This window comes from Culturomica massiliensis (genome assembly GCF_900091655.1).
GTDB classification, from domain to species: Bacteria; Bacteroidota; Bacteroidia; order Bacteroidales; family Marinifilaceae; genus Culturomica; species Culturomica massiliensis.
In genome coordinates, this window is record NZ_LT594621.1 from 3,216,561 (window position 1) to 3,241,681 (window position 25,121).

Annotated in this window: 19 protein-coding genes and 1 tRNA gene; 13 read left to right on the forward strand and 7 right to left on the reverse strand. The window is 40.3% G+C overall.

Translation table 11 applies throughout. The features are described 5' to 3' along the window. Positions 1-443: 443 nt before the first annotated feature. The 8 genes from BN8908_RS14470 (at position 444) to BN8908_RS14505 (ending at position 9,487) form a co-directional block, all read left to right on the forward strand. Positions 444-1,139 (forward strand): leucine-rich repeat domain-containing protein, encoded by a 696-nt coding sequence (locus tag BN8908_RS14470; protein ID WP_021988025.1) that lies wholly within the window; start codon positions 444-446, stop codon positions 1,137-1,139. 130 nt (positions 1,140-1,269) lie between these two features. Next, complete coding sequence (locus BN8908_RS14475; protein ID WP_068691365.1) at positions 1,270-4,242, forward strand: SusC/RagA family TonB-linked outer membrane protein; 2,973 nt, start codon at positions 1,270-1,272, stop codon at positions 4,240-4,242. A 26-nt stretch (positions 4,243-4,268) separates the two neighbouring features. Next, a complete protein-coding gene (locus tag BN8908_RS14480) occupies positions 4,269-5,864 on the forward strand; it encodes a RagB/SusD family nutrient uptake outer membrane protein (protein ID WP_068691367.1) in 1,596 nt (531 codons plus the stop codon). Between the two features lie 27 nt (positions 5,865-5,891). Further along, entirely contained in the window at positions 5,892-6,911 is a 1,020-nt protein-coding gene (locus BN8908_RS14485) for a SusE domain-containing protein (protein ID WP_161945884.1), read from the forward strand. A 94-nt stretch (positions 6,912-7,005) separates the two neighbouring features. After that, a complete protein-coding gene (locus BN8908_RS14490; protein ID WP_021988030.1) occupies positions 7,006-7,725 on the forward strand; it encodes a YebC/PmpR family DNA-binding transcriptional regulator in 720 nt (239 codons plus the stop codon). 83 nt (positions 7,726-7,808) lie between these two features. Next, a tRNA-Lys gene (locus tag BN8908_RS14495) sits at positions 7,809-7,881 on the forward strand. Positions 7,882-8,116: 235 nt separating this feature from the next. Next, the gene (locus tag BN8908_RS14500) at positions 8,117-8,932 is read left to right on the forward strand and encodes an energy transducer TonB (protein ID WP_021987715.1); all 816 of its coding nucleotides are present in this window, start codon (positions 8,117-8,119) and stop codon (positions 8,930-8,932) included. An 81-nt stretch (positions 8,933-9,013) separates the two neighbouring features. Beyond that, positions 9,014-9,487, forward strand: coding sequence for a hypothetical protein (locus BN8908_RS14505; RefSeq protein ID WP_068691371.1), 474 nt, complete (start codon positions 9,014-9,016; stop codon positions 9,485-9,487). Between the two features lie 24 nt (positions 9,488-9,511). On the opposite strand, the gene BN8908_RS14510 is transcribed toward BN8908_RS14505, so the two are convergent. The 7 genes from BN8908_RS14510 to carA form a co-directional block, all read right to left on the reverse strand. Beyond that, positions 9,512-10,243 carry a transposase gene (locus BN8908_RS14510; protein WP_068691373.1) on the reverse strand — a complete coding sequence of 244 codons (732 nt, stop codon included), beginning with the start codon at positions 10,241-10,243 and terminating at the stop codon, positions 9,512-9,514. Between the two features lie 93 nt (positions 10,244-10,336). Beyond that, positions 10,337-11,701 (reverse strand): DNA repair protein RadA, encoded by a 1,365-nt coding sequence (gene radA, locus BN8908_RS14515; protein ID WP_068691375.1) that lies wholly within the window; start codon positions 11,699-11,701, stop codon positions 10,337-10,339. A 16-nt stretch (positions 11,702-11,717) separates the two neighbouring features. Continuing rightward, entirely contained in the window at positions 11,718-14,057 is a 2,340-nt protein-coding gene (locus BN8908_RS14520) for a transglycosylase domain-containing protein (RefSeq protein WP_068691379.1), read from the reverse strand. Between the two features lie 338 nt (positions 14,058-14,395). Next, positions 14,396-14,725 (reverse strand): DUF1904 family protein, encoded by a 330-nt coding sequence (locus BN8908_RS14525; RefSeq protein WP_021987720.1) that lies wholly within the window; start codon positions 14,723-14,725, stop codon positions 14,396-14,398. A gap of 122 nt (positions 14,726-14,847) precedes the next feature. After that, entirely contained in the window at positions 14,848-15,894 is a 1,047-nt protein-coding gene (locus BN8908_RS14530) for a hypothetical protein (protein ID WP_148453363.1), read from the reverse strand. A 190-nt stretch (positions 15,895-16,084) separates the two neighbouring features. After that, positions 16,085-19,300: a carbamoyl-phosphate synthase (glutamine-hydrolyzing) large subunit gene (gene carB / locus BN8908_RS14535; RefSeq protein ID WP_021987722.1), complete on the reverse strand. Its 3,216-nt coding sequence runs from the start codon at positions 19,298-19,300 to the stop codon at positions 16,085-16,087. A 54-nt stretch (positions 19,301-19,354) separates the two neighbouring features. After that, a complete protein-coding gene (carA, locus tag BN8908_RS14540) occupies positions 19,355-20,440 on the reverse strand; it encodes a glutamine-hydrolyzing carbamoyl-phosphate synthase small subunit (protein ID WP_068691383.1) in 1,086 nt (361 codons plus the stop codon). A 182-nt stretch (positions 20,441-20,622) separates the two neighbouring features. Between carA and BN8908_RS14545 the strand changes: the two genes are divergently transcribed. The 5 genes from BN8908_RS14545 (at position 20,623) to dut (ending at position 25,107) form a co-directional block, all read left to right on the forward strand. Then, positions 20,623-21,099, forward strand: a complete 477-nt coding sequence (locus BN8908_RS14545; RefSeq protein ID WP_021987724.1) for an arginine repressor — start codon at positions 20,623-20,625, stop codon at positions 21,097-21,099. A 136-nt stretch (positions 21,100-21,235) separates the two neighbouring features. Then, a complete protein-coding gene (gene panC / locus BN8908_RS14550; protein WP_068691385.1) occupies positions 21,236-22,075 on the forward strand; it encodes a pantoate--beta-alanine ligase in 840 nt (279 codons plus the stop codon). Between the two features lie 36 nt (positions 22,076-22,111). Beyond that, complete coding sequence (panD, locus tag BN8908_RS14555; RefSeq protein ID WP_021987726.1) at positions 22,112-22,462, forward strand: aspartate 1-decarboxylase; 351 nt, start codon at positions 22,112-22,114, stop codon at positions 22,460-22,462. Positions 22,463-23,124: 662 nt separating this feature from the next. Next, the gene (locus BN8908_RS14560; protein ID WP_068691387.1) at positions 23,125-24,618 is read left to right on the forward strand and encodes a lipopolysaccharide biosynthesis protein; all 1,494 of its coding nucleotides are present in this window, start codon (positions 23,125-23,127) and stop codon (positions 24,616-24,618) included. Between the two features lie 54 nt (positions 24,619-24,672). Then, complete coding sequence (gene dut / locus BN8908_RS14565; RefSeq protein ID WP_068691389.1) at positions 24,673-25,107, forward strand: dUTP diphosphatase; 435 nt, start codon at positions 24,673-24,675, stop codon at positions 25,105-25,107. Positions 25,108-25,121 lie beyond the last annotated feature (14 nt).

The window sequence follows — 25,121 nt, forward strand, 5'->3', positions numbered from 1 at the left end:
GATATCCGGACTCCAAGGACTTTAATGCCCCTTTGGTTTGTATATCAAATTTTTATTACATAATATAAATTATTGGATGTGAACGGGAGAATAAGATAATACAAAATAGAAATAACACTATCACGAAAATAAAATAAAAAATATCCCATCGACAGCCTACCTCTTGCGTAAAAAGAAGGTCACATTCGATTTTTATATCTTATTTTTTAGTATGTTTGTAGCTGATTTTTAACGAAGTGTCAGATTTAGCTAAAATTTAAGATATTGATCGTTAATATTATTCTTGACAGGAAAACCGCCAATTTTTCAAAAAGGACAGGAATAAGTGTGACGTCTGCGCATAAGTGTAGGCTGTTGTATTTATTGTTTGTCCTTTGGGTGCTTGGCGGTGCCTCCTGTCAAACAAAATCTTCAGCCCTACACTTTTTTTAAAACTGATTGTAATGAATGCCCAGATATCCAGCGAATTTATCATTCTCGAATTTATCAGCGCTCCTTCTGTCCCCTTTCAAATGACTTTATACGCAGAAAAGCTCTTCATAGATTGGGGAGATGGTAAATGCCTCTCATACGATCCCCAAAATATCTATTTTAACCTGCAACATGCTTATAGAACGGAAGAAGTACACCGAATCAAGATATTCGGCAGCAAAATCAGCTTTCTCTCTTTAACCAATCAACGGGTGGTCAACCTGCTTCTATCCAATTGCCCTTCTTTAGAATATTTACATTGTGAAGGCAACGAACTGACAGAGTTGAATCTCAGTAACTGCCCCCGTCTTGAAGAATTACATTGTAATTCCAATAACCTGACCGAATTCGAGCTTCCATTACACAATCATCTGAACTACCTAAACCTGTCTCACAATTCGCTAAGTGTACTGGTTTTAAAAAACGCACATTCTTTACAACGTTTATACTGCTCCCACTGTCATTTGTATGAATTAGATTTAAGTGATTGCCACTCCATTAACAATCTGAACATCAGTCATAATTTTCTTCCTACCTCCGTTTTAGACCGCCTCATCGAAAGTCTTCCTGAAAAAAAAGCCACAGATTACGCAACTCTCTATTTTTCTATGAATCCCGGTGTTTCAAAACAACAGGCACAAATTCTTCAGGATAAGGGATGGCATTGACCGAATTTACATCTTTTAGCCAAAAAAAGTAAACATCGTCCTTAATTGTATTCGTATACCGCGTAAAGTCAAAAGATAAAAAGTATGTTTCCATACTTTTAAGAGAACCTTTACGCTAAATCGTACAATTATGAAACGAAACAAACTAAGCTTAACTTCTTTTCCTATTTTGTTATGCTTTCTGCTTTTTTCCCTAAATAGCTGGGCACAGGAAATAAACCTAACGGGAAAAGTAACCGACGCTGCCAACGGAGAACCTTTGCCGGGAGTGAGTGTTATCATCAAAGGTACATTTACCGGAACGGCAACCAATGTCGACGGTGACTACTCGCTAAAAGTAAATCGCGGAGATGTGGTTGAATTTTCTTTCGTCGGCTACAAAACTAAAAGTTTTAACATAACCGGCCAAAATACGTTAAACGTAGCCTTAGAGGAAGATACACAGCAACTTCAGGAAGTTGTTGTCATCGGATACGGACAAGTAAGAAAAAATGACGCTACCGGTTCGGTTATCTCTATCGGAGCCAATGATTTTAACCCCGGAGTCATGTCTTCACCCCAGGATTTACTGATCGGGAAAACCCCGGGTGTACAGATCACAACCGGAGGCGGAGCACCGGGAGAAGGTGCAACCATTCGTATCCGGGGAGGCTCTTCAATGAAAGCCAGTAACGACCCCCTGATCGTTGTCGACGGTGTTCCCCTGGACAATTCCGGCATATCCGGTATGCGTAATCCGCTGAATAGCATCAACCCGGCCGATATCGAAACATTTACCGTTTTAAAAGACGCCTCCTCTACAGCCATTTACGGAGCCAGAGCATCCAACGGCGTTATTCTGATTACCACCAAAAAGGGAAAAAAAGGACAACCTTTCCGGGTCAATTATTCCGGCCAGCTTAGTATCGGCTGGCGGGAAGGCAAAGTCGACGTCCTCAATGCCGACGAATACCGCGAAACCATCCGGAAACAATTTGCCGGTAACACCAGTATTATCGACAATATGGGGAACGCAAATACAGACTGGCAGGATGAAATCTACCAGACAGCCGTCAGCAATGACCATACAATCGATTTTTCCGGTTATAAATTTGATACCCCCTTCCGGATCTCCTTCGGTTTTACAGATCAACAGGGAATCTTAAAAACGAGCAGCCTGCAACGGTACACCGGAGCACTGAATCTCAATCCTTCCTTTTTTGACGACTACCTGAAAATCAACCTTCAGGCCAAAGGAATGTATATTAAAAATAATTTCGGTAATACCAGTTCTATAGGTGAAGCCGTACTATTCGATCCCACCCGGCCCGTCAGAGACGGCAACGAACGTTACGGCGGGTATTTTACCTGGACACAATCGGCAACCGGCGATCCCAATAAGATTGCTACAATAAACCCCGTCGCCCATTTGGAACAACACCGTGATAAAGCCGATGTGAAACGTTTCATCGGCAATATCCAATTCGATTACCGGTTACATTTTTTCCCGGACTTACGGGCCAACTTAAACCTGGCCTATGACTACTCAAAAAGCGACGGAAAAGTCATAGAACCTGAAAATGCAGCCTGGACTTACGATGAAAAGTACGGAAGCGGATATCATAAAAAATTCGGTGAAAAAAAATACAACGAATTACTGGAATTTTACCTGAACTACAACAAACAGATCGACAACATATACAGTGTCATCGATGTCATCGGTGGTTATTCCTGGCAACACTTTAAAAAGAGCAGTTCTTCTTATGCCACCAATACCTCCGGTACCTATGTCAAAGAAGACATCGAAAGTGCTTCAGAAAACTACCTGCTTTCTTTCTTCGGTCGTTTGAATTACACCTTTATGGACAAATACCTGCTTACATTTACCATCCGGGGAGACGGTTCATCCCGTTTTTCCAAAAAACAACGTTGGGGAACTTTCCCGTCCCTCGCCCTGGCCTGGCGTATCGACCAGGAAGACTTTATGAAAAGCTTTGAAAAACTATCCTCTTTAAAACTGCGGCTTGGTTACGGTGTCACCGGACAACAGGACATCATCGGAAATGACTACCCTTATCTGGCCAACTATACCATAAGTAACGATAAAGCCCAGTATCAGTTCGGGAACGACTTTATATACACACTCCGGCCTAACGGTTACGATGCCAACATCAAATGGGAAGAAACGACAACCTGGAACGTCGCTTTGGATTACGGTTTTTTCAATAACCGGATCAACGGTTCTATCGACTATTACTATCGTAAAACCAAAGACCTGTTAAACGAAATTCCGATTGCAGCCGGCTCGAACCTGACCAATAAAATCGTAACGAATGTAGGAGACTTGTCCAACCAGGGTTTCGAATTTGTCCTGAACACCGTCCCGGTCGACAACGACAAATGGCATTGGGAATTCAATGTCAATTTATCCTACAACAAAAATAAAATCATCAAACTGATCCGGAACAAAGATCCAAATTACATGGGAGTCCTTACCGGAGGTATCTCTGGAGGTACCGGCAGTACAATACAAATACACAGTGAAGGACATGAATCCAATGCATTTTACGTATACCGGCAAGTATACGATAAAGCAGGAAAACCGATTGAAGGTGTATATGCCGACCTGAACAAAGACGGCATTATCAACCAATCGGACCTGTATCGCTACAAAGGCCCGGCTCCCAAATGGCTGGCAGGTTTTTCCTCTTACCTGACTTACAAAAACTGGGATTTGAACATCGCCGGCCGTTTTAGCTTCGGAAACTATGTTTATAACAACATACAGTCCAACGGAGCCATCTATTCCCGGATGTACGACAATACCGGTTTCTATAGTAACATCCCCTCGGACGTCTCCAAAACCAATTTCAGAAACCCGCAATATTTCTCGGACTATTATGTCCAGAACGCTTCTTTCATGAAACTGGACAATATTACACTAGGGTATAATTTCAAGAAACTTTGGCACAACCGTATCGACCTGCGTTTGTATGCCATCGTACAGAATGTATTCACCATCACAAAATACAAAGGTCTGGATCCGGAAATATTCAACGGTATCGATAACAATTTCTACCCCCGTCCCCGGAACTTTGTTTTCGGTGTAAACCTCGGATTCTAATCATTGTAACACGTAACATCAAAATTATGAAAACATACTTCCACTATCCGAAAATCCGGTTATACAGCCTCTGGCTACTTTTAGCCCTGGGAATGACAGCCTGTATCGATGATTTGAACACAAAACCCATCGATAAAAATATCACGACCGCAGACGATGCCTACAAAGATCCCGCTGCTTACAAACAGGTACTGGCCAAAATATATGCCGTATTTGCACTCAGCGGACAAGTCGGGCCGGACGGAAACCCGGACTTAGCGACCAATGATGAAGGCTCCTCCAATTATCTCCGGCAACTCTGGAATATGCAGGAATTAACTACCGACGAAGCCATCTGTGCCTGGAATAATGCCGGACTCCCCGACCTCCACAATCAAAGCTGGTCGGCCGCAAACGATTATATCACCATCACCTACGACCGGATATTTTATCAGATATCCATTGCTAACGAATACTTAAGAGCAACGACTGACAGTAAGCTGGACAGCCGCGGAGTTACCGGCGATTTACGCACCCAAATCGGCTATTACCGGGCCGAAGCCCGCCTGATTAGAGACCTGGCTTATTATCAGGCTTTAGACCTCTACGGCAATGTACCTTTTGTCGAAGAAAAAGACGGAGTCGGCACTTTCAATCCACAGCAGATTTCACGTAAAGACCTTTTTACCTGGCTTGAAAACGACCTGATCGAAATCATTCCTCAGTTGAAAGACCCGCATACCAACGAATACGGTCGTGCCGATCAGGCTCTCGCCTGGACAATCCTGGCCAAATTATACCTGAATGCAGAAGTTTATACCGGAACATCCCGCTATACGGACGCTATAACCTACTGTAATAAAATTATTCCGCATTACCAACCGGACGACAATTATCAGCATCTGTTTATGGCCGATAACCACACGGCCAAAGGTATTATCTTCCCGATTGCTTTTGACGGACAACATACCCAAACCTACGGAGGAACCACCTTTCTCATTTTTGCAGCCATAGGGGGAGACAGTATCGTCCCGCAGAATTACGGTGTTAACTCCGGATGGGCAGGCAACCGAACGACGGCTGAATTCATGGCTAAATTCGATCCGGGTGACCGAAGGGCCCAATTTTTCACGAAAGGCCAAACCAGCATTGAAGTCAATCAACAAAGCGACTTTAAACAAGGAGTAATCGTCACGAAATTCTCAAATATGAAATCGACCGGCGGCACCGGTTCCAATCTGAGTTTCGTAGATACCGACTTTCCGATGTACCGGATTGCAGATATTTATCTGATGTATGCCGAAGCCATTTTACGGGGCGGAACGGGAGGCGACCTGAATACGGCTTTAGGTTATATCAACGATTTACGCTACCGCGCTTATGGCGATAATTCCGGACAGATTTCCGCTTCCCAGCTCACCCTCGACTTTATCCTGGAAGAGCGGGCCCGCGAACTATATTGGGAAGGACATCGCCGGACAGACTTAATCCGCTTCAAACGCTTCAGTGAGACAAACTATACCTGGCCCTGGAAAGGCGGTGTCATAGGAGGCAGAAGCACAAACTCTAATTACAATTTATTCCCGATACCGTCTTCCGATTTAGGAGCAAATCCGAACCTGAAACAGAATCCCGGATATTAAAACTGAAACTGAAAAATGGAAATACCTATGAAACAGATATGTTGGATCGTTTTTACAAGCCTGTCATTCATATTAACCGGCTGTGAAACTGAAAATAAAAAGTACTATGCCGGAGACTTTATCAATCCGGAAGTCAAAACGCCGGAAAACGGAAACGATTTTATCCTTACCGAAGCTACAGCCAACGATTCTCTGACTGTAGCCTGGACAACTGCCGAATTCGGTTTCCCTGCCGCCACCCTCTACACCGTTCAGATAGCCAAAGCAGGTACTTATTTCGAATCGGCCGTTAAAATCGCGGAAACCCAGGAAAAACAGGTCAAAGTAGACTATGCGACCCTGAACAACAGCATCCTGATTGCAGGACTGGTACCGGAAACTCCGGGAGAGATCGAACTACGTGTAAATGCCATGGTCAATGAAAATTTACAGACACTACGCTCCAAAGCCGTCCAGGTGACAATGACGGCCTACAATGTTGAAGTAACCTATCCCATTCTTTTCGCCCCGGGTAGTTACCAGGAGTGGAATCCCGGTGACTCGGCAACAATACTCACTTCTCCGAAAGCAGACGATGTATATGAAGGCTACCTTTATTTTACCCCGAACACAAACTTTAAAATCACAGGACAGCCGGACTGGAATCCGTTGCAATGGGGAAGCGGCGGAGCCGGTAAACTACAAAAAAACGGCGGAGACATCTCAGTTAATAACAGCACAGCCGGCCTATACAAAGTGATTGCTGACATCAACAAATTAACTTATTCGGTAACGCCTGTCAGTTGGAGCATTTCAGGAAGCGCCACCTCAAATACGGCAATCCCCCTGACCTATAACGAGTCTGACCGGACCCTGAAAACAAATGCACACCTGACGTCCGGTGAGTTCGTCTTTAAAGAAACGGGAGCCGGCAACCGGATATTGGGAACTTACTTCGGTAATCAACTCATGGATAACGGCAATCAGATCGTCGTACCGCAGGAAGGAGAATATACAATAACTTTAAACCTCAAAAAATATCCATACACTTATACACTGGGAAATTAAAATATCGTCCATTTTCAGGTTTCAGATTTCAATTTTCCATTAAAATATATAACTTTGCGCCTCAATCCTTTAACTTTAATAAAGAATACAATATATGGGAAGAGCGTTTGAATACCGCAAAGCACGGAAATTGAAAAGATGGGGCAATATGGCCCGCGTTTTCACCAGAATCGGAAAAGAAATCGATATTGCAGTTAAAGCCGGTGGACCGGATCCAGCTAACAACACCCGCCTTCGTATCCTGATCCAGAATGCGAAAGCTGAAAACATGCCGAAGGAAAATGTGGAACGGGCCATCAAACGGGCGATCTCCAAAGATACTTCCGACTACAAGGAAATTACTTATGAAGGATATGCGCCTCACGGCATCGCCATCCTCGTCGAAGCAGCTACAGATAACAATACCCGGACGGTAGCCAATGTACGTCACGCTTTTACGAAATTCGGCGGTTCTTTGGGAACAACAGGCTCACTCGATTTCATGTTCGACCGGAAAAGTGTTTTCAAAATCAATAAACCCGAAAACTTCGATCCGGAAGAATTCGAACTGGAAATGATCGATTACGGAGTTGACGAAATCTTTGAAGACGAAGACGGTATTATCAATTTGTACGGTTCTTTTGAAGCCTATGGTAATATTCAGAAATACCTGGAAGAAAACAAATACGACATCGTCAGCGGAGAATTTACCCGTATCCCGACCGATACCAAAGAATTAACGCCGGAACAAAGAGCCGAAGTTGATAAAATTCTGGATAAACTGGATGAAGACGATGATGTAACAAACGTTTATCACAACATCAAAGAAGATTAATCCGGCTATTCTTGCAGAATTAAAAATATTATTGCATATTTGCACCCGCAAAATGGGCATTGCCCGTCATGCAAATCAAAGATGACTTCGTAGCTCAGCTGGTAGAGCAATTGACTCTTAATCAATGGGCCGTGGGTTCGAGTCCCACCGAGGTCACGGAAATGAAACCACTTACGAAAGTAAGTGGTTTTCTTTTTGTTCCTATTTTCCTAGCACTCAGGGACGGGGCTAAAGTGCTATCCCAGTCATCCTTTTTCTGCTTTTAACGTATTTTTTTCTGAATAAAATTTAGGTTAATATAATACTTGCTTTTTACTAAAAAAATATCGTATATTTACTCAATTTAAGTATTCAGCTGTTATCCTGTGACGCTTTATTAAAATATACAGTTATGAAAAAATCGATTATCTTATTTAGTTTCTTATTTATAGTCACTGCATTAAATGCAACAGAAACCAATAAGAATCTTAAGCAGAAAGAGGAAGAACTGGCTAAAGATGTTCATATTGTCAGAGAAGGCGGAACCTTGCCAGAATATTTAGCAGGTGACGTATGGCAATATATCAATGATAATGTGCGTTTTCCGGCAGAAACAACATTAAACAGAAGTGATAATAGTGTTATCGTACATTTTATAGTAGAAAAAGATGGCTCTCTGAATAATTTTAGCCTATATGCCGGAAGTTACCCAGCTTTGGATGCTGAAGTACTGCGTGTAGCAAAAACCATGACCAAATGGAGCCCCGGTAAACGTGCCAACGGAGAAATAGTACGGACTACTTATTTACTCGGTGGTACTTATAAGTCGGAAAATGGCAAACTTAAATTATATCCTTTGCCTCCACGACAGAAAGAACAGTACCAAGGCGAAGTTCTTACTATTGCAGACAAGATGCCTCAATTTCCCGGCGGAATAAGTGCGATGCAAAAATTTATCTCAGATAATATGCAATATCCTGCCGAATCAATAAAATATAAAGAAGAAGGGAATGTAATGGTACAATTTATTGTATCCCCAACGGGAGAAATTTCTGATATATTCGGTGTAGTACGTTGCCGATTTAATAAATGTTCTTCTGCGTCTTTAGTCTTGGCAAAAGAAGCGGAACGAATAGTAGGATTAATGCCTAATTGGATTCCGGGCGAAAATAAAGGAAAAAAAGTTGCAACAAGATATGTTTTGCCAATTAGCTTTAAACTTCCATAGCACCCGGGGACGGGGCTAAAGTGCTATCAGGCAGATACAACAGAAAAGAAAATAATTGTTTAATAAGAAAATAAAAAGTATATGACAGAATTGAAACCGGAAATTATTTCCATGTTAAAACGACAAAGACGGTTGGGAATCTTGTGTATAGGGGCAATGGTAGTTACTGCAGCTGCAGGCGTATTATTTACCATAGAATATTCTAAGTATGGCGAAATAAGTTCAATCATTACTTTTGCGGTGGTATTTATCTTGGGACTTTTTGCTGCCAATTATTCCGCGGGCAGTGCCATCGTTGAAAAATTTTCTACAAGCGGAAGCGTTTTTGTGCTTTTGGCAGGTCTTCTGTTATGCGGAGGAATTGCATATTATGCTTATTCGCGATTTTATGCAGTAAGGGATTACGATGCAGCAACTGCTTTCAGCCTTATGGGAGCATTTTTCTGTTTTTATCCGATGCTGTCCGGCTTTACACTCTACAAATATAAAACAGGAGTGTACCGCAAAATAATAGAAATGAACGAAAAGCTAAAGAAAACTCAGGGACGAGGGTAAAGTGCTACAATTACAATAATGATCTCATAAACGCCTGATTATATTGAAACCGACCCCAGTTATCCTGGCAAGTTGCCTGTTTTTCACTCCGGGACTTTGTTTCATTGTCTTCAAAATCCGTTTTTGTTCTTCAGAAGAAAATTCTTCTAAACTCTTACCGCCCAATTGTTGCTTTAACAATTCAATCACTTCACTATCAGTCAGTCGATTATCCTGATCAACATCTATAAATTCCTCGAAATCCTCTCCTTGCAAATAAGTCTGAAAATCTTTCTTCGTTTCAAAAAAGCAAGGTAGAAAATCCACAACAACAAAAGAACCATCTCCACCAAAACACAAATGGTAACTACTCCACCCGTAAATTTCAATCTTCTCACATATACCTGCTTTTACAGGATTCCTCAGAATATACCGGAAACATCTCAGCAAATATCCTTCATCTTCTATTACTTCACTTTTAAAACGATCCTGAAAAAGATAACCTCTACGATTATATTTATGATTAAACCACATTGCATAAATCGAAGCTATATGATGGATATGAAAACTAAGACGGTCACTTTTTACCAAGAGATGGATATGATTGTCCATCAGGCAATAACAATAGATTTTAAAAGATTCACAGACCTGTAACCGCAAAAGATTTAAAAACATCTGACGGTCATCATCATCCCGGAAAATCACCATTCGGTCTATACCACGTTGAATAACATGATATATATCCGTAATCGACCGTTGACGCGCCTGCCTGGACATGTTCAAATGTATTAGACATATACCAAATTTATGAAAAAAAATGTAAAACACAAAATCATAGCACTTTACCCCCGTCCCCGGGTGCTATCACTCTCAACCAAACAACGCCCGGCAAATGTCAGAAATTTTAGAGACAAATTTCACTTCCAGATGTTGTGGAACTTTTGTTGAGCCTTTTTTATTTCCCAAGGGTACAAAAATCTGGCGGAATCCCAGCTTTTCCGCTTCCGAAATACGTTGTTCGATACGACTGACCGCCCGGATCTCACCCGATAATCCGACTTCTCCGGCAAAAACCGTATCATGAGGCAAAGCTCCATCGATGTTCGAAGACAATACAGCCATAACCACAGCCAGATCAAGAGCCGGATCGCTTACCCGAATACCTCCTGCAATATTCAAAAAAACATCCTTCGCAGCCAGACGGAAACCGACCCTTTTTTCCAATACAGCCAATAACATATTCAACCGCCTTGAATCGAATCCCGTAGCGGAACGCTGCGGGACACCATAAGCAGCAGTGGAAACCAATGCCTGTACTTCCAACAGAATCGGCCTTACCCCTTCTACTGTAGCAGAAACGGCTATTCCACTCAAATCCTGACCATGATTGGATAATAACAATTCCGAAGGATTGGATACTTGCCGTAAACCGGATTGTAACATTTCGTAAATACCGATTTCCGAAGTCGAACCGAAACGGTTTTTCATCGAACGCAATATACGATACATATATTGCTGATCGCCTTCGAAATGCAATACCGTATCGACCATATGCTCCAATATTTTCGGCCCGGCCAGTTGGCCATCTTTTGTAATATGACCGATTAAAATCGTAGAAATCGTATTTTCTTTGGAATAACGCAACAAAGTGTTCGTACATTCCCGGATCTGCGAAAGACTTCCCGGAATAGAATCTACAGTCTCTGTCGCCAGGGTCTGTATGGAATCGATAATCAATAAATCCGGCTGTATCGTACGGGAATGTTCGAGGACCATCTCCAGGGAATTACCGGACAAAAACAGGCAATCGTCATTTTCCGCACCCAAGCGTTGCGCCCTCATTTTGATCTGGGCAATACTCTCCTCCCCGGATACATATAACACTTTACCGCATTTATTGTGAAGTGCAAACTGCAATACCAAAGTCGATTTCCCGATGCCTGGCTCTCCTCCCAGCAATATCATGGAACCCGGCACCAAACCACCACCCAACACCCGGTTTAATTCGCTGTCACCGGTATCGATACGAGTATCGGCATTTACTTTTATTTCCGACAACCGGAGGGCTTTGGACATCGGCTGTCCCATCACAGCATTTGCTTTGCCTTTCGCAACTTTTATCTCGACTTCTTCCTCGAAGCTATTCCATTCGCCACACATCGGACAGCGCCCGACCCATTTTGATTCTTTCGCACCGCAATTCTGGCAAACATATACTGTTTTCGATTTCATAATGCTTTGTCTTTTCCTACTAATAGAACTCCTCGTTATCTTCCTGATAATCTGACTCTACCTCCGTTGCCTGATCTTCTGCGTCATCCTGACAATCCAAATTTTTACTTACTCCTGCGGGTTTCTCGAAAGGCAGGGTATCAAATTTCAATTTCGGATCCTTGATTACTTTTCCCAAAAATTTAGCCCATATGGGCAAAGCCATACTAGCTCCCTGCCCATTCGTTATATTCTGAAAATGAATAGACCGGTCTTCTGCTCCAACCCATACTCCCCCGACCAAACCAGGAGTTACTGCCATAAACCAACCATCCGAATGTTGCTGTGTCGTTCCCGTTTTTCCTCCCATCGGATTCGTAAAACCATATCTGTAACGCAACCGGATTCCGGTTCCGCTATTTACAACCCCTTCCAGCAGATTACACATCAGATAGGCCGTTTGGGCCGTAATTACTTCCCGGGATTCCGGTCTGAATTCGGCCAATACATTGCCGTATTTATCTTCAATCCGGGACACCATCATCGGGGTGTTATACACCCCTTTATTTGCAAAAATAGAATAAGCTGCCGTCATTTCCTTTACTGAAATTTCAGCCGTACCTAAAAATACAGAAGGCACCGGATCAATAAAGCTGTGGATTCCCATCTTATGGGCCATTTGAGCAACCGCTAAAGGTGTAAACTGTTTCAATACCCAACCGGAAATATTATTCTCCGAATTCGCCAATCCCCAACGAAGAGTAACCATCTCTCCGGGCCGCTTACCTCCTCCCCTGGCTGTCCAAGGTGTTCCGTCAGGCAAAATAAACGTCTGCGGAATATTGGGAACTTTATCGCAAGGCCCCAATCCTTCCTGCATAGCCAGAGTATAAAGAATCGGTTTAATGGTAGAACCTACCTGGCGTTTACCGACACTGACCATATCGTACATAAAATAACGATAGTCGGGACCTCCGACATAGGCCCGGATATTCCCCGTTTGAGGTTCCATAACCATAAATCCTGCCCTGAAAAACGATTTGTAATGTTTAATCGAATCCAAAGGAGACATGACCGTATCCCGTATTCCTTTCCAGGTAAAAATCTGCATTTCAACCGGTTTATTGAAAATTTTACGTACTTCTTCAAAAGCAACTCCGGCATTTTTCAATATCCGGTAACGTTCCGTACGTTTAATCGAACGGTCAAGGATATCCCGCACTTCTTCCGCTGTCAAATCATTGGAAAAAGGAGGATTTTGTTTTTCGATTTTCTCCCGGCTGAATAAAGGTTGCAGATCATTTCCCAAATGTTCTACAACGGCTTCCTCTGCATAGCGCTGCATCCGGGAATTCAATGTCGTATAAATTTTTAATCCGTCAGAATAGATATCATATTGTGTACCATCTAATTTTAAGTTTTTTTTACACCATCCATACAACGGATTGCGCTCCCAAGCCAAAGAATCCTGGTAATATTGCTCCGGATTCCAACGGTAATTACTTTTTTCCGGCTTACCTGCTGTCATATAAATCCGAAGATATTCACGGAAATAAGTCGCATATCCCTCTTTGTGATCTTCTTTTTTAAAGCACAGACCTAAAGGAAGCATTTTCAAGGAATCGTATTGTGCTTTTGTAATTTTTCCATATTTCTGCATCTGTCCCAAAACCACATTTCTACGTCCCAAGGTTTTTTCAGGACGACGTACAGGGTTAAATAATGCCGGATTTTTCGCCATACCCACCAACATTGCCGCTTCTTCTATCCTCAAAGAATCCAAAGGTTTCTGAAAATATACCTCTGCCGCAGAATTTACACCTACCGCTAAATTCAGAAAATCAAATTTATTGAGATACATCGTCATGATTTCCTCCTTTGTATAACTCCTTTCCAAACGTACAGCAATTACCCATTCCCGGAATTTCCGAACAGCCAGTTCCATAAAATTCTGGTCCGGATCACGCGGAAAAAGCATTTTAGCCAACTGCTGCGTAATCGTACTTCCTCCACCGGAAGAAGAACTTCCCGTCAGCAATCCTTTAGCTACACGGAAAAGCCCGATGACATCGATTCCACTGTGGTCGTAAAAACGAACATCCTCCGTAGCAACCAAAGCATCTTTTACCGATTCCGGTATATCCTTATATTCCGTATAACGCCTGTTTTCACTCCCCTGAAAATAACGGCTGATCATCGGACCATCCTCAAAATAAACTTCGGAAGCGAATTTATTATTAGGATTCTCCAATTCTTCAAAAGTGGGCATAAAACCAAGTTTACCTTCGGCTATCAACCAGAAAAACAGAACTGCCAACAGTAATCCGGTTAAAAACACACACCAAAAAATGACGAATAATTTCTTATACTTTTTAAACATCCCTATTCGTATTGATTTCCAAACCACAAAGATAATCAATTTAAAAGCCGGAAAAATCGAAAAGGATTAAAAAGTAAAAAGAGATATGATAAAGGGCAAAAAAGAAAAGAAAATAAGGCTACCGAAAAAGTAAAAACATCCCCTATAGAATCGGATATTTAATTTCACTCTCCGATAGGGAACTAATACATCGAGGGTACCAAATACCTTTTAGACAACCCCCTACTCTGTCATAAGTTTTATCCGAATTTTATAACAGCGTAAAGTATTATCTAAAAAAGTCCGATTTTCATTTTTTACGTCCGTCTTTACGGACATTTTTTATTTTAATAAATCGATCACATCGACCGACCGTTCTCATAATAATTCCGCGGATCCAGATAAAGAAAATACACATCCGAATCGGTATATCCGATTTCCTGCAAACAGGAAGACACGATTTGAGCCACTTTATCCTGTAAATCCCGGCTTCTTTGAAAATACGAGATTTCGACAAAAGGCCAATCTCCACAATTTATTGCTCCATCACAAACTATTTCAGAATGTATTACTTCCAATACAATATGTTCCCGGGGACATTGTAAAGTTTCCTGAATCAAATCGGTCATTTTCCGACTTATTTCCGACAATTTTCCTGCATCAGTGGAATGAAATCTCAAAAAAGGCATAGTACAATAATTAAAATTTTTAAAGTTTTACGACTAAACAGCCCTAAAGTTATACCAACGATTCCAAATTCCAAATTTTAAACCCATTCAATAATAAATTGATTTATCCGTCTATTTAAATTTTATCGCTTTATGGCAATACCACTGTTTCGCGTATCCAAAAAACGGCAGGAATATACGGGTAATTTCTTTTCCATGCCTAACTTACGGTAAAGTTCACCACAGAAACTCACCCATCCTCGTCCCAAATTATTTTCATAGGTCATGTTTCCCTCATGTGTATATCCGAGACAGTGGGCGAATTCATGAAACAGTGTGTGTGTGATACATCCTGCATCTGCATAATGCTCCAAATAACACCACTCCGCCAATCCGAAAATAGTTCCTCCACCCAATCCGTTTACGCCAGAAACACGTCCGTATACCAATGCCGGCAAGTTAAAAATACGATTGTATAATTCTTTTATGTCTATTTCCGTCCCTTGGTTATCTTTAAAGAATTTACCCTGACAGGTCTTCAGCATTTGCCTAAATTCATTCGTAGAAAAAAGATAAGCCATATTAAGAGCCACGGCTACAGCTTCCCGCGCATGTGCAGGTTGCAAAGGTCTCCAATGCTCACCGGTATAATCTCCAAAAGAAATTTTCCACCGGCAATCTGTCGCTGTCAATTGCCGGTAATAGGCATCTGAACTTTCAATTTCCAACTTAAATGTCTCTTTATCAAAATCTTTTTTTTCAAGCGGGATTTCCCTACCCGAACGTGTATGATATTTACACCGGCTTTTTAGAAAAGACAAAGGAATCCGATATTCGGCAAAAGCCGGAATATAAGAAAATTCCGCCAATTTAAACTGCTCTCCGGAGGAGGATAGCCTTGCCCATAATATCACATTCCGGACACTACGGGGAGAATAAAAACGCAGCAAAAGCTCCCGTTTTTTTACCAACCGGATTTGTAAAGGCTCATTGACGTAAAAACTACGTTCCTCCGGATCGAATAAAGTTTTTAAAGACTCGTCATCCTGTAATATCCTATGACAAACCCGTTCAGACTCATCCTGTCCGGTTATCAAAACCAAGCCATCCGGCAATTCTCCCTTACAAATCCCACACCATATACACCACACACACACGCACAATATTCCCACACGTCTATCATATCGCATACACACTCAACTATTCGTTCACATCATTAACACGTGATAAAAATAGAAGAAAAATAAATTAAAAAAAGAAGAAAAGAAGAGTTTAACAAGGTTAAAAAATATGGGAGCAATCTGCCCCCATATTCTCTGTTCACAATTCAATATTGATTGACGATTGTTCTTTTTTACGTCAATCTACAAAATACTCATCCTATCTGTACTCATCCCAGCTTTTAATTGCTATATCCTTACGATCTACTTTACAAATCGCATAAATAAAAGCACTTGCTAAACGGGCATTCGTCAGTAACGGAATATTGTAATCGACAGCAGCCCGGCGAATCTTATATCCGTTGTCCAATTCCCGTTTGGTCAGGTTTTTCGGAATATTGATTACCATATCGATTTTCTTATTTTTCAGGTAATCCATAATATTGGGTTCTTTTGCTTCATCCGGCCAATACAATATTGTAACGTCAATTCCGTTTTCCGCCAGAAATTTAGCTGTACCCGCAGTAGCAAAAATATTATAACCTTTATTTATCAACATTTTGGTTGATTCAAGCAGTTCTACTTTCGAACGGGCCGGGCCGGATGAAATCAAAATGTTTTTTTCGGGAATCCGGTGCCCTACAGACAACATACTTTTCAAGATCGCCTCATAGTAGTTTTCACCTATACAACCCACTTCTCCGGTAGAAGACATATCAACTCCCAATACAGGGTCCGCCTTCAATAACCGGGCAAACGAGAATTGAGAGGCTTTCACTCCGACATAATCCAAATCAAATACCGATTTATGCAATTCTTCTACCTGTTCTCCCAGCATTATCCGGGTAGCCATCTCCACAAAATTGTACTTCAATACTTTGGATACGAAGGGGAAACTCCGGGAAGCCCGCAGATTACATTCAATCACTTTGATATCGTTGTCTTTTGCCAGAAACTGCATATTGAAAGGACCCGAAATATTCAATTCTTTCGCAATCGACCGGGCTATTTTCTTGATCCGGCGAATGGTTTCGATATACAATTTTTGAGCCGGAAAGACAATGGTCGCATCTCCAGAATGTACTCCTGCAAATTCGACATGCTCACTGATTGCGTAGGCCTTTACAACTCCATCCTGCGCAACAGCATCGATTTCCACTTCTTTAGCCTGTTGTACAAACTCGGTTACAACTACCGGATGGTCTTTCGATACTTCTGCTGCCAATTCCAGAAAATGTAACAATTCTTCCCGATTTGAAACCACATTCATAGCAGCACCGGAAAGAACGTAAGAAGGACGTATCAACAAAGGAAATCCCACTTCATCTATAAATTTATATATGTCTTCAATACTGGTCAATTCCCGCCATCTCGGCTGATCGATTCCCAGTTGGTCGCACATGGTGGAAAATTTCTGACGATCTTCCGCCCTGTCAATAGACAAAGCCGAAGTACCCAGGATATTGACATGCTGCCCATACAAACGCATAGCCAAATTGTTCGGTATTTGTCCGCCGGTAGACACAATGACCCCTTTCGGCTCTTCCAAATCCACAATATCCATTACCCGCTCGAAAGAAAGCTCGTCAAAATAAAGACGGTCACAGGTATCATAGTCCGTACTTACCGTTTCGGGATTATAATTAATCATTACCGAACGATAGCCGGCTTTTTTAATTGCATTGACAGCACTTACACAACACCAGTCGAATTCCACACTACTCCCGATCCGATAAGCGCCGGAACCCAGTACAATAACCGATTTTCCGTCATGCTCGTAGGTTATATCCGTTTCTGCTCCGTTATAAGTAGCGTACAGGTAATTGGTTTTCGCCGGATATTCTCCCGCCAATGTATCAATCTGTTTAATACAGGGTGTAATTTCCAATTCTTTACGGTATTCCCTTACCTTCAACATTTTCTGATGTGCGGTAAGAGCATCGTCCTTTATTGTCAGGCGGCCGATCTGAAAATCGGAAAATCCCATCTGTTTCGCTTTCTTCAAGGTAGCAGGCATCACTCCCCGCACTGTCGTATATTTACTCAGCTCTTCTTTCATCCTGTGGATATTTTCCAAACGCACCAAAAACCATTTGTCGATTTTAGTCATATTGTGGATCTTATCTACAGAATATCCCTTATCGAAAGCTGCTGCTATAGCAAAAATCCGGTTATCCGTCGGATTCATCAACTCTTCGTCGATATCTTTTACTTCTTTTTTATTTCCAACAAAACCGTGCATTCCCTGACCGACCATACGAAGTCCTTTCTGAATTACTTCTTCAAAAGTACGTCCGATAGCCATGATTTCTCCTACACTTTTCATGGAAGAGCCGATCAATTTAGACACCCCTTCGAATTTGTTCAAATCCCAGCGGGGAATTTTACAAACGATATAATCCAATGCCGGCTCAAAACAAGCCGTCGTAACTTTGGTAACGGAATTCTTGATTTCATGTAAACCGTATCCCATAGCCAATTTAGCCGCTACAAAGGCCAAAGGATATCCTGTAGCCTTAGATGCCAATGCACTGGAACGGGACAGACGGGCGTTTACTTCGATCACACGGTAATCTTCTGAGTTCGGGTCCAATGTATATTGTACATTACATTCACCTACAATACCGATATGACGGATAATTTTAATAGCTATTTCCCGCAATTTATGATATTCGCTGTTGCTCAATGTCTGTGAAGGCGCTACTACAATACTTTCTCCCGTATGTATACCCAACGGATCAAAGTTTTCCATATTACATACCGTAATACAATTATCATACTGGTCACGCACTACTTCATATTCAATCTCTTTCCAACCTTTCAGAGATTCTTCCACTAACACCTGAGGAGAATATGAAAAAGCACTTCCGGCCAATTTTTTCAATTCCTCTATATCCGAACAAAAACCGGAACCAAGACCTCCCAAAGTATATGCAGCCCTGATAATCAAAGGGAATCCCAATACTTCAGCAGCTTTTAAGGCTTCGTCCATATTATTGGCAGCAATACTGCGGGGTGTTTTTACATCGATCTCGTGTAATTTTCCGGCAAAGATTTCCCGGTCTTCGGTATCAATAATCGCCTGAATCGGCGTACCCAATACTTCTACTCCGTATTTCTCCAATACCCCGCTTTTATACAGAGCCACCCCACAATTCAAAGCCGTCTGTCCTCCAAAAGAAAGAAGTATACCGTCTGGTCTTTCCTTTTCAATTACTTTTTCTACAAATTCCGGAGTAACCGGCAAATAATAAATTTTATCGGCAACTCCTTCTGAAGTTTGTACTGTCGCAATATTCGGATTAATCAGCACACTGTATTTTCCTTCTTCCCGGATGGCTTTCAATGCCTGAGAACCGGAATAATCAAATTCTCCGGCTTCCCCGATTTTCAATGCTCCGGACCCCAGTAATAATATTTTATTTATTTCCTTCATTTTCAAATGCAAATTACAGATTATAACTTTCTACCTTATTTTTCACCTATAATCTTACCGATTTTTACTCACTTCTATATTTTTAATAAACTCGTCGAACAGGTATTCGGTATCTACCGGTCCGCTGGATGCTTCCGGATGAAATTGGGCGGAAAAAAACGGTTTGTTTTTATGACGTATACCTTCATTCGTTCCGTCATTTACATTGACAAAAAGCGGTTCCCAATCGACAGGCAAAGTTTTATCGTCAATAGCAAAGCCATGATTTTGAGAAGTAATGTAACAACGATTTTTACCCGGCTCGACAACCGGCTGGTTATGACTGCGATGACCGTATTTCAATTTGTAGGTTTCTGCCCCCGCAGCTCTGGCCATCAATTGATTTCCCAAACAAATACCCATAATAGGTACGTTCTTATCAAGGACTTTCCGAATATTTTCAATCGTTTTTTCACATTGGGCCGGATCACCGGGACCGTTTGACAGGAAAATGCCGTCGCATTCTTCACTGGTAAAATCATAATCCCAGGGCACCCGTTTCACCTTTACTCCCCGTTTTAAAAGACAACGGATGATATTATACTTCACTCCACAATCTACCAATACCACCTCGTATTTCCCATTTCCATATTCTTTCACTTCAGAGGTAGATACCTGTGCTACTATATTTTCTTTATTGGGATCATAAAAATCGACATCCTGTCCGGCAAAAACGATTTTGCCCAACATAGCTCCGTGTTCGCGTAATTTTTTCGTCAAAGCCCGGGTATCTATACCAAAAAGTCCCGGTACCTTCTGATCTTTTAACCATTGCCCGAGACTTTTTTGAGAATTCCAATGACTGTATTCAAATGAATAATCGGAAATAATTAACGCCGTACAGTGAATTTTATCCGATTCAAAAAAAGCCGGCAAATCATCTTGCTTGGTATCGACAGGTACTCCGTAATTACCAATCATCGGATAAGTGGGTACTAAAATCTGTCCCTTGTAGGACGGGTCAGTCAAACTTTCGGGATATCCCGTCATTGCCGTATAAAAAACGACCTCTCCCGATACTGACTGTTCGTATCCGAAAGAGGTCCCTTCAAAAATGGTTCCGTCTTCCAGAACCAGTTGTGCTTTTTTCAGATTTTGCATATTCATTAAATACCTTATGTCCAAATTGGGACAAAGGTAGCTATTGTTTTTTGCTTTTGCAAGGAATGAATATGTAATATTTTTTGATATTTATGCATTTAAGACGTTTTAAAAATATAAAGCATTCACTATTATATATCGAAGGGGTTTATTATTTTTGTTCCACTAAAATAAGCTTCATTATGAGAAACAAGACCAAAAGACTTTTGACTATCCGGAAATTAATTGAATCTGAACTGATCTCTTCCCAGGAGGAGTTGTTATTCCGCTTAAAAGAATTAGGTGTAGAAGCTACCCAAAGTACTCTCTCACGGGATCTTAAATTCATGAAGGTTGCTAAAATACCTCATAAAGAAAAAGGATATATATATATAGTACCTGAAAGTGTAAATGAACAACGGGAAGAGAAAATATCTTCCATTATTACGGATGCTATTTTAGGTATTGATTTTTCCGGTAATATCGCCGTTATAAAAACATTACCGGGTTATGCCAATGCTGTTACTGTATTGATTGACAGCGAAAATTATTTTGAAATATTAGGTACAATTGCCGGAGAAGATACTATTGTTATCGTTATGAGAGAAGGTGTCAGCCGGAGCCAGCTGGTAGAAGTACTCACCTCCGTTCATCCGGACATGCGATCGTTATACAAATAACTGCAATTCAAAAAACAATATAATCAACCGGCATAAATACGCTTCAAAATCCGAATAAAACAAACTTTATAAATTATTTGTGCTCTTATCTCGAAAATAGTTTGTAAACTTGCACCCCGGATTTTAAACAAGTATCATGAAAGTTATTTATACTAAAAATGAACTGTTTAGCCTCATTGAAGGCTATAAAAAAGAAGGTAAATGTGTTGGTTTCGTACCCACTATGGGTGCTTTGCACAACGGACATCTTTCTCTCGTAAAAGCATGTAAAAACAGTTGTGATATAGCCGTGACAAGTGTTTTTGTCAACCCGACTCAATTCAATGATCCAGAAGATTTAAAACGTTACCCACGTACTCCGGAAAAAGATGCTGAATTATTGAAAACAGCCGGGTGCGATCTTGTATTTATGCCTTCCGTAGAAGAAATTTATCCGGAAAAAGATACCCGAAAATTTGATTTCGGTTATCTGGAAACTGTTATGGAAGGAGCTAAAAGACCGGGACATTTCAATGGTGTAGGTCAGGTAGTAAGCCGTTTATTCGATATCGTTCAACCGCACAAAGCATTTTTCGGAATGAAAGATTTTCAACAGGTTGCTATCATTAAAAATATGGTAAATCAATTGAAATACAACATCGAAATCATTCCCTGTCCCATTGTCCGTGAAGAAAGCGGTTTAGCACTCAGTTCCCGAAATGCCTTACTGGAGGAAGAACATAAAAAAAATGCTCCTCATATATACGCTACCTTAAAAAAAGCACGTAACTTAGTCGCCGAAATGAGTGTAGCCGATCTGAAAAAATGGATCACAGAAGAAATCAACAACAATCCCTATCTGGAAACCGAATATGTTGAAATCGTCGATGATACTACACTTAAAGTTATTGAAAACTGGAATGAAAAGGGAACGAAAGTTGTGTGTGTAGCGGTTTATGCCGGAAAAATTCGTTTGATTGACAATATTATACTCTGATCTTGAACTTAAAATTTACAATCTAAAATAACCGATATGTTCATTGAAGTTGTAAAATCAAAAATTCACAAAGTAACAGTAACCGAAGCAAACCTGCAATATGTAGGCAGTGTTACGATTGATGTGGCTTTGATGGAAGCCGCGAACATCATTGAAAACGAAAAAGTACAAATCGTCAATGTGAATAACGGAGAAAGAATAGAAACTTACGTTATCAAAGGAGAAAGAAATTCAGGAGTAGTTTGCCTTAACGGTCCGGCAGCCAGAAAATGTGCAGTCGGAGACATCGTTATCATTATTTCTTATGCTTCTATGGATTTCGAAGAAGCAAAACAACACAAACCTACTCTTGTATTTCCAGATACAACCACTAATCAGTTGATCTGATAAAAACATCTCAAAAAAATAAGGCTACCGTTCAAAAGGCGGTAGCTTTTCTTTTTTCAATATCTTAAAATAACGTAATGTATCCATCAAAATATACAATTCAATCAAATAACTGATAACCAGTACAAAGTATAGTTACAAAAAGTATATTCCATAATTTATCCCGGCTAAAAAACAAATCGGAAGTACATTACCGCCTGTTAAAAAGTTGTTACGAACTGTCGATTGAATGTTAGTAAAAAATGAACTGAAAATGAAAAAAAAATTTGATAATTCGGATTTTGAAATTCATTATGTTTTTTCCGGAAATTTCAAAAAATAGAAAACAGATTTAACCGAAAATCTTTATACAAATTACCAACATATTTTTTAAAATAAATAACTATTTTTTTCTATCTGTTCTCGATACTAACATTTGTTAATAACTACTCTATCTATTTAATTTTCAATAGATTCAATTTTATTCTATTGTTTATAACCGTATATCTGATTTTTAATAACGAAATAAACAACAATTTTAATCAAGAGTTTTTCCATATACTAACATCCTATATTCATATTCATAATAATTTTTAAAAAATAGAAATATAATAATAATAATATGTTCGTTTAAAACGTCCATTCGTTACCTTTGCCACCAATATGGGAAAATACAGCGAATTATGAATCCTTTAAAAAAACTGGCCGGTGATACCATTATTTATGGTTTCACAACGATTCTGGGACGTTTTGTCAATTGGTTACTGGTTCCTTTGTATGCAGGGATTTTTCCTGCCAGTGAATACGGTATAGTAACCAATTTAATGTCGTACATTGCTTTGTTAATGGTAATACTTACTTACGGTACTGAAACAGGATTTTTCCGATTCAGTACAAAAGATAACAGCAATAAAGTATTTTCTACTTTGATGTTTTCACTGACAGGTACGACTCTCCTGTTTTTTATCGTTGCTTTTTCTTTTCTTCCCGGCATTGCTGATTTTTTAGAGATACCGGATCATAAGAATTACCTTACTTTGCTGATACTGACTATTGGTATAGACGCTATTAGTTCCATACCTTTCGCTTTGTTGCGACTTCAAGGCAGACCGATACGTTTCGGTGTCGTTAAATTGGTCAATGTCGGGGTGAATATTGCTCTCAATTTATTTTTTCTTGTATTGTGTCCTTATCTGGAAAAAAACGGAATTCATATACCGTTCTATGATCCGGCAGGGGGGATTATCTATATTTTTATTGCCTATTTGATAGCTTCTGTAGTGACATTTCTGATGCTGGTTCCTTATATGTCTAAATTCCGGTTTTATTTTTCCTGGGGATTACTGAAAGACATTATGAAGTATTCATTTCCTATTTTTATTGTCAGTCTGGCCGGCATGATCAATTTGCAAGGGGCACAATCCTGGATGCCTAAAGTACTCGGGCAGGTGATGAGTTCGCAGGAAGCTATGGCAATGACCGGAATATACGGTGCTAACTATAAACTGGCTTTGATTATGTATATTTTTACCCAAGGGTTTAAATATGCTTTCGAACCTTTCTTTTTCAGTTATTCCAAACACGAAGATTCCAAAAAGGTCTATCAGGACGTATTTTTATATTTTACAGGATTCGGGCTGATTATATTTTTAGGGATTATGTATTGGATAGATATTATCAAATATTTTGTGCGTACTCCGGAATATTATTCAGGTATTATTATTGTTCCCTGGGTGTTGATGGCTAATTTATTTCAGGGAATGTATTATTCGCTTTCGTTATGGTATAAACTGACGGATAAAACAATGTACGGTGCTTATATGTCTGTAATAGGCTGTATTATTACTGTTTCTATGAATTTTATACTATTGCCCCGAATCGGGTATATGGGATCGGCATATGCCGTTTTCTGTTGTTTTCTGGTGATGTGTATTTTATCTTTAATCTGGGGAAAGAAGTTTTATAAGATCAGTTATGATTTGAAAAAAATTGCTTTTTATTTTTCGGTGGCATTAGTCTTTTATTTTATCGGAAAATATATCAGGTTTGAAAATGCCTGGCTTACCTGTATAGCCAGAATGCCTTTGTTATTTATTTTTATACTGTTATTTTTATATCGGGAAATGAAGTTTATATTTAGTAAAGATTTTATTTATAAGATGTTTCGCAAAAAGTAGTATCTTTGCTCTTCAATAAATAAATGCAAATAAAGTTGATTTAAAGTTGGAAAAATGCAAATAAGTATCGTAAACAAATCGAAGCATCCGCTGCCTGAATACAAAACTCGTTTTTCAGCGGGTATGGATCTTAGAGCAAATATTGAAGACACAATTGTTTTGCAACCGTTGGAAAGAAAACTGATACCTACGGGTTTGTATATAGAATTACCGGAAGGATATGAAGCTCAGATACGTCCGCGCAGCGGTTTGGCTTTAAATGAAGGATTGGGGTTATTGAATAGTCCGGGTACGATAGATGCAGATTATCGGGGAGAAATAGGAGTTATTGTCGTAAATCTGTCGAATAATGTAATCAGTATTAAGGACGGAGAACGGATATGCCAGATGGTGATCAATAAGGTTGAGCAGGCTGAATTGATTGAAGTAAACGAATTGAATGCGACAGAAAGAGGATCCGGCGGATTCGGGCATACCGGTAAAAATTAAATCTAACAGATTAA